9 protein-coding genes are annotated in these 6,521 nt (G+C 30.8%); 4 read left to right on the forward strand and 5 right to left on the reverse strand.

Annotation, left to right across the window (positions count from 1 at the left end):
* Positions 1–434 precede the first annotated feature (434 nt).
* Positions 435–1,145 carry an HAD family hydrolase gene (locus tag LGK97_RS19375; RefSeq protein WP_226261929.1) on the forward strand — a complete coding sequence of 237 codons (711 nt, stop codon included), beginning with the start codon at positions 435–437 and terminating at the stop codon, positions 1,143–1,145.
* A gap of 263 nt (positions 1,146–1,408) precedes the next feature.
* Here LGK97_RS19375 and LGK97_RS19380 read toward each other — a convergent pair whose 3' ends face one another.
* The 4 genes from LGK97_RS19380 to LGK97_RS19395 form a co-directional block, all read right to left on the reverse strand.
* Positions 1,409–1,714, reverse strand: coding sequence for a type II toxin-antitoxin system RelE/ParE family toxin (locus LGK97_RS19380; RefSeq protein WP_226261931.1), 306 nt, complete (start codon positions 1,712–1,714; stop codon positions 1,409–1,411).
* Complete coding sequence (locus LGK97_RS19385) at positions 1,707–1,973, reverse strand: type II toxin-antitoxin system Phd/YefM family antitoxin (protein WP_226261933.1); 267 nt, start codon at positions 1,971–1,973, stop codon at positions 1,707–1,709. Before LGK97_RS19385 ends, LGK97_RS19380 begins: the two co-directional genes overlap by 8 nt.
* Before the next feature lie 214 nt (positions 1,974–2,187).
* Complete coding sequence (locus tag LGK97_RS19390; RefSeq protein WP_226261935.1) at positions 2,188–2,472, reverse strand: hypothetical protein; 285 nt, start codon at positions 2,470–2,472, stop codon at positions 2,188–2,190.
* 48 nt (positions 2,473–2,520) lie between these two features.
* A protein-coding gene (locus tag LGK97_RS19395; protein WP_226261937.1) for an IS630 family transposase occupies positions 2,521–3,580 on the reverse strand; the annotation gives its coding sequence in 2 pieces (ribosomal slippage) (positions 2,521–3,060 and positions 3,062–3,580; 1,059 coding nt in all).
* Positions 3,581–4,024: 444 nt separating this feature from the next.
* Between LGK97_RS19395 and LGK97_RS19400 the strand changes: the two genes are divergently transcribed.
* The 3 genes from LGK97_RS19400 (at position 4,025) to LGK97_RS19410 (ending at position 6,460) form a co-directional block, all read left to right on the forward strand.
* Positions 4,025–4,618 carry an IS607 family transposase gene (locus tag LGK97_RS19400; protein WP_413228458.1) on the forward strand — a complete coding sequence of 198 codons (594 nt, stop codon included), beginning with the start codon at positions 4,025–4,027 and terminating at the stop codon, positions 4,616–4,618.
* A 61-nt stretch (positions 4,619–4,679) separates the two neighbouring features.
* Positions 4,680–5,804: an RNA-guided endonuclease InsQ/TnpB family protein gene (locus tag LGK97_RS19405; RefSeq protein WP_226261939.1), complete on the forward strand. Its 1,125-nt coding sequence runs from the start codon at positions 4,680–4,682 to the stop codon at positions 5,802–5,804.
* A gap of 356 nt (positions 5,805–6,160) precedes the next feature.
* Complete coding sequence (locus tag LGK97_RS19410; protein ID WP_226261942.1) at positions 6,161–6,460, forward strand: hypothetical protein; 300 nt, start codon at positions 6,161–6,163, stop codon at positions 6,458–6,460.
* Here LGK97_RS19410 and LGK97_RS20100 read toward each other — a convergent pair.
* On the reverse strand, positions 6,440–6,521 hold an 82-nt coding region (locus LGK97_RS20100), incomplete at its 5' end, for an IS3 family transposase (RefSeq protein ID WP_413228453.1). The genes LGK97_RS19410 and LGK97_RS20100 overlap by 21 nt on opposite strands.

The following is a 6,521-nucleotide window of genomic DNA, read 5'->3' on the forward strand; positions in this document are numbered from 1 at the left end:
TTTCATGTCTGTCGTTTTATAAATGAATTGAAAACACTTATCGCGATATAAATTCATATATATTGGCGAGGATATGAGCATAATCTGTACTTACAGCTTAGACGCATCTTTCATATAATGCGAATTAAATTTAAAGTTAAAAGAGTAGACTCAACTTAAAGTATAGTGGCTAAAACTACATCTAACAAAACATTCAAGTTCGCTTTGGCTAAATTAGGTCAAGCCTCTGAAGAAGCCAAAGCACATTCCTTCACCAAGCCAGGTCTGGCTAGGTTCAGGAACATCTTGAATGCGAGACGTTAGTGAAAATGGCATATTAATAGAAGTTTTAGTTTCTCGCCAATTTGTTAATAACTAATAGCTTGTAAAAAAGTAATCAGCAAGGAAAAATTATATGCTATATGTAGATAAATATTAATTTGTGGAGGGGTTCTATGGCAAAAGCTAGAGTTATTGTCTTTGATTTATTTGAGACATTGCTTCATGATATTAAATTTGATTTTGATTTGGGTTTATCTTATTTACATGAAAATATTTTATCAAAAGATACTGATAGAGTCGAATTTCTAGATTATGCTGCTACTTATTGGAAAGAACTTTATGATAAAAGATGCGAGGATAATTCAGAACTGGCATTTGAAGATGAACTTTTTGATTTTAAAAATAAATATGGTTTTAAAGTGAATTATCCTCTAGAAGAAATTATATTCAATTGTGCACTTAAAATAAATACTACTGAATTATTTAATGACACTATTCCTACTTTAGAGCAACTTAAGTTATCAGGAATTCCAATTTATCTATTAAGTAATTCCATATTTAAAAAGAATGTAATGAAAAAATTCATTAATCAGTATGATTTAGAGAAATATTTTGTTAATATACATTTTAGCGCAGATTATAATATTAGGAAACCGCATAAAGATTTATTTAAAATTGTATTTGATGATATTAAAAAGTATGATACTAGCATCGAAATGAACCAAGTTTACTTCATTGGCGATAATTTTGAAGCTGATGTTCTGGGGGCTGAAAATTTTGGCTTTACACCAGTTTTTATAAATCGCAAGAGGGGTACTGATATTAATAAAAAGAATTTTATTGAGATTAAATCACTAAATGAATTATTAGAAATAATTAGATAAATTCCGATTTATCGTTAAGTTATTTCACAATCTCATTTGTGATAAACAAAGTCAAAAGGGACTGAGGGGTATAGTCAGCGAATAAGATGTAGTGCAAATATGCCAGTTCCGCTATCGCTCCACCCAAATGCCTCAGCTAACCGAGTCGAAGTTTAGAAAAACTAACATAAGAGCTATGTAACCTTTTCTAAACTCCTGTAACGCTGAGGCACTTCAGCAAGCCAAACGTTATCGGAAATCTAGTAGTAGTATTATTATCAAACTTATAAAAGAAATTGATATTTGCGTTTTCCGTGAAGTATACGTCTAATTTCAACATATTCATCTTTTACCACATAGAAAACTAAATAACTGCTTACTACAACAATTCTATAGTTAAATCGTTGTAGGCGAGTATCTTTAAGATTTATACCCATAAGAGGAAATTCTTCTAGCTTAGAGATTGATTCATCAATCTCTTCTAGAAGCTTCAAAGCTGATTGTGGACTGTCAAGAGTAATATATTCAATTATATCTGAAAGATCTTTCTCTGCTATTGGCAGGTAGTCTATTCTGTACTTTTTACTCATTTATATTAGCCCTCATTTTGGCCATTAAGTCTTTATGTGAAATTCTTGTTTTAATCGTTTGGCTTTCAAACTCAGCCTCTGCAAGCTTTTGATATAATTCAATAAGGGCCTGTTGTTGTTCATAAAGCGCTTGACTCATGATAACCATATTGCCATGACCGTTCTTAGTGATAAAGATGGGTTCTGCATTAGTATGGCATATATCGGATATCATATTAAAGTTATTCCTTAAATCAGAAATTGGTCTAATTATAGGCAAATTAATCACTCCCTCTAAAAGTATAGTTGATTTATCACTATTATATCATTATTATGATATAATCTCTATTGATTTATTCAGCAAATTTAATAAAATGTATATTAAAATAATGAAATATTTATCGGTGAGCGGAGGACTTCCGATAACAAAAAATTCTTGTTCGAAAATAAAATACCTGCAACTTTTATAAAAAAGTTAACAGGCTGAATTTTTTTTATTTTACAAGTTTTAGTTGAGCTATATTTTCCATGTTTCTAGCCGTAACAACTTCTACAGCAGAAAGGTCTTTTCTCATATTTTCTACACTGCCAGAAAGGTTAGCAATATCATTAAATAATTTATCATGCTCAGCTTTATTAATATCTGCTTTATGTTCTAATGGTCTTAGAATTGAGATACTTTCCTCTTGTTGAGATTTTATGCTTTTTAAATCGTTTTTTATTGGAGTTAATTTTTCATCTAACAAAGCACTTAATGATTTTATTAATTCTTCGTCCAAAAAATTTCACCTTCTTATAGTTTATATATATATGTTTCAATAGAGTTTCTACATTTTAATACATAGCCTGTCTATGATTTGTGTAGGAACCTTATTTATGTGATTAATAAAGTTTTGTACTGATACTCTTACTTTAGATAAAGTAGGATAAAATGCATTATTAATTACACTTGACTTAAGCCATCCCCATAACCCCTCTATCAGATTAAATTCAGGACTATACGGTGGTAAAAATACCAACTCTAATCTATCCTTGTTTTCCTGCAATAAAGGTTGAATTAACTTTGCGTGGTGTATCCTTGCATTGTCTAGTACCATTATAATTTTACCCGTAGGGTATCGTTTTAAAATATCTCTCAAGAAGCCTTTAAATACAACTGCATCATACCTATCATGCTCCTCACAGTAAACTTTGCCTGTACCATAATCTAATATCCCTATTAGCTTCACACCAGCATTTTTACCGTAAGTAGGAATTTTTCGCTGATGACCTTTCATAAACCAAGTCTTCTGTATAGCCTGATAATCCCTAATCATAGATTCGTCTTGGAATAATATATGGTCAATCTCCCCATTGACAAGTTTTTTTTAATCCTTTAAAGGTTACTTTGAATTCGTCTTGTTTCTCTTTATCAGCTTTTTTAAGAACATAAGTAGGTCTTGTATAGCTTAAGTTCAATCTGTGTAATACTTCATGGGTTCCCCTATGACTATGCTTAATAGCAAAACTATTGATAATCCACTGCCTAACAATTTCAATAGTCCAATTTTTTCTTGATTCAAACCCCACTTCGTCAGGAGTTTTATTTGTTATAGTTTCAAATAAAAGCGTTTCTTGTTCTTTACTTAATTTTCTTGGTGCACCAGTGCTATGTTTCATCTCAAGACCGGTTAATCCATTTGCTTTGTAATTTTTAATATAGTCTCCGACTGCATGCTGCTCTAAGGAAACCATTCTAGCAATATCTACATTTGAATTACCTTCCAAATGTTTTAATATTACCAGATATCTTTTATACATTCTTACACTTTTAGTTTCTTTCATAGCTACTTTTATATCAGCTAACTCTTTATCTGAAGCTAAATTTCCATTTAAATTATTTTCCATATAAATCACTACCTTCACAATATATTTGATAATATTGTGCTCTTATTTATAATTTATATATTTGGTAAATATTGATCATGAGCTTTTATTCTTGAAACATATATAATAATTATATATGAATTTGGTTAAAATTTAAAGTGTTTTACGATAATATTACAGGTAACATTTGTACGAAACGTTATCGAAAGGCCATATACTTGTTTCATAATATAGCTGAGGTGTTGTTTAATTTTAAAGTCCATAAAAATACTATTAATTTGGTGATCAGGTGAAAATATGAGGAGTGCTATATTAGAAAAGGGTGATCATTACTATACCCATATGCATGAGATTTTTCAAGCAATAGAGAATGAGCAGTTGAAATATAACTGGCTAATTACAAACTTTGAATGCTATCCTCAAGATAAAAATTATTATGATATGCTAGATGCAAGAGGTGATATTATGGAATACTATTCTATAGGAAAGTTTTCAAAGCTAATAGGTAAAAATGCTCAAACATTAAGAGAATGGGATAAAAAAGGTGAGTTAAAACCACACCATATTACTCCAAGTGGGTATAGGTATTATTCACAAGAACAACTCAATCACTTCTTAGGGCTTAAGGGTATTGTAGCTAATACTAAAAAAGTAATTGGATATTGTAGAGTGTTTGGTTCTGAAAAACCGAGTCATAAGCAGAAGGATGACCTTGAAAGGCAAATTGATAATGTTAAAGCTTACATGATTGCTAAAGGTTATCAATTTGATGTTATTACTGACATTGGAAGTAGAATTAACTACAATAAAAAAGGATTAAATCAATTGATAGATATGATAACTGATTCAAAGGTTGAAAAGATAGTAGTTTTGTATAAAGGCAGATTGCTAAGGTTTGGGTTTGAAATTATAGAAAACCTATGTAAAAAATATGGAACTATCATTGAAATTATCGACAATACTGAAAAGACCGAAGAGCAGGAATTAGTTGAGGATTTAATTCAAATCGTTACAGTTTTTAGTTGTAGACTTCAAAGCAAAAGGGCTCCTGAACTTTAGTTCAGGTATAAAGCCAAGAAGATGATGAATACTTTAGCAAGTATTAAGGAGTTGTTAGAGAATGATGACAGCGATAAAGGTTAGGTTAGAACCGAATAATAAGCAGACTTCTAAATTATTTCAATGTTCGGGTACTGCAAGATTTATTTACAATTGGACTTTGGCAAGACAAGAGGAAAATTATAAAAATGGTGGTAAATTTATATCTGATAATGATTTGAGAAAAGAATTGACTGTTTTAAAGAAAACAGAACTTAATTGGCTTAACGAGGTGTCTAACAATGTGGCTAAACAAGCAGTTAAAGATGGTTGTGAAGCTTATAAAAAGTTCTTCAAAGGATTAGCTGATAGACCAATATTTAAGAGCAAAAGAAAATCTAAACCGTCATTCTACCATGATAATATGAAAATTAAATTTAGTTCAACTCATGTTCAATTAGAAAAACTAGGCAAGGTTAAGTTGTCAGAGTATGGAAGAATCCCAACTGGTGTTAAGTATAGTAATCCAAGGATTAGTTTCAATGGGTTACACTGGTACATTTCAGTAGGCATAGAATCAATTCAAGAACCAGTAGAACTAACTGGCGAAAGCATTGGTATAGATGTGGGCATCAAGGATTTAGCCATATGCTCCAATAGGGAAGAGCCTTATAAAAATATTAATAAGACTAAAAAAGTTAAGAAGTTAGAAAAGAAAATGCGTAGATTGCAACGTAAGGTATCTAATAAATACCTATTAAATAAAAAAGGAGGAAGTTACGTTAAAACAAGCAATATTATAAAACTTGAAAAGAACATTATAAAGTTACACAAAAGTCTTGATAACATTAGAACAGACTATAGGCACAAAATAACTACAGAGATAGTGAAAACCAAGCCTTCTCGTATAGTTATGGAAAGTCTAAATGTGTCAGGAATGATGAAGAACAGACATCTATCTAAGGCTATTGCAAAACAAGGATTCTTTGAATTTAAGACCATGATTCAGTACAAAGCTAAAAGATACGGAATTGAATTTGTAGAAGCTGATAGATGGTTTCCATCATCAAAGACTTGTAGTGAGTGTGGTTATGTTAAACCTAAATTATCACTATCAGAAAGAACTTTTGTATGTGAATGTTGTGGTGCTGAAATAGATAGAGATAAGAACGCCAGCATCAATTTATCAAGATATAAAGTATCGTAAGTCACTTTAACGAATTACGATATTGTGTACCCTAAGTTATAGGGGAATTTAAGCCTTTGGAGTGTTATATCAAACGAAAGTAGTATATCTTTTGGGATTGCAAAATCGGACACGATGAATGAGGAAGTAAATATAAACTTATATAATGTTATTATAGAGTTTTACAAAGTTTACGTAACGGGTATAGTGAACGCTTATAAGTCGCAGGTAGAACAGCTTTGGTATGTTGGGAATAATTATGCATGTGTCAAGGATTACTACTATGACACCGGTAGCGGAACTTATCAAAGTGCAAGAAATGATATTAAATTGTATGATTTAGAAAGCTTAGTCAGCTTAGAGGGCCGGAAAATAATATGGCGCTTGCTGATTTATTAGATGAAAATGAGAAAGCAAAACTTCAGGAGTATCCTAAGAAATATAACAAAGTCATTAGCTCTGAAGGTATGATAACGTCAGAACAAATTGTAGACATTAAAAATCTCTTGTTATCTAGAAAAGATGGTAAATGGCAGGTTTTAATTCCGCTATACCAAGTATCACAGCATAATGGAAATGGTTCAAACGGACGATTGATTAAAGAATATATCAATACAGATATTAAGCTGGATTGTCAACACTTTATTGTACAAATTTTATTCGGTCATATTTGCTAGGCGATATTCTATTGGTGTCATATAATTTAAAGCGCTATGAATACGTTTATTGTTATACCAT

Origin of the sequence: Clostridium sp. CS001, from assembly GCF_020443565.1 — a bacterium.
Taxonomy (GTDB): Bacteria; Bacillota; Clostridia; order Clostridiales; family Clostridiaceae; genus Clostridium_AD.